Raw genomic sequence first — 218 nt, forward strand, 5'->3', positions numbered from 1 at the left:
AAACGATAAAAAGCCCCGCTATTGCTAGCGAGGCTTCTTAATAAATGGCGGAGCGGACGGGACTCGAACCCGCGACCCCCGGCGTGACAGGCCGGTATTCTAACCAACTGAACTACCGCTCCACACGGTGATAAACAGTCTCCTGTCTATCCGATACATGTCGTTCAACTCACGTATCTAATCTTTTTGCCTTCATCTTTTTCTTAAAAAGACGAAAA

The 218-nt window shown here is 47.7% G+C and carries 1 tRNA gene; it reads right to left on the bottom strand.

Annotated features, from left to right (window positions below):
• Positions 1–45 precede the first annotated feature (45 nt).
• Positions 46–122, bottom strand: a tRNA-Asp gene (locus tag LRP50_RS25665).
• Positions 123–218: the final 96 nt, after the last annotated feature.

Source organism: Enterovibrio gelatinilyticus (assembly GCF_028683095.1).
GTDB classification, from domain to species: Bacteria; Pseudomonadota; Gammaproteobacteria; order Enterobacterales; family Vibrionaceae; genus Enterovibrio; species Enterovibrio gelatinilyticus.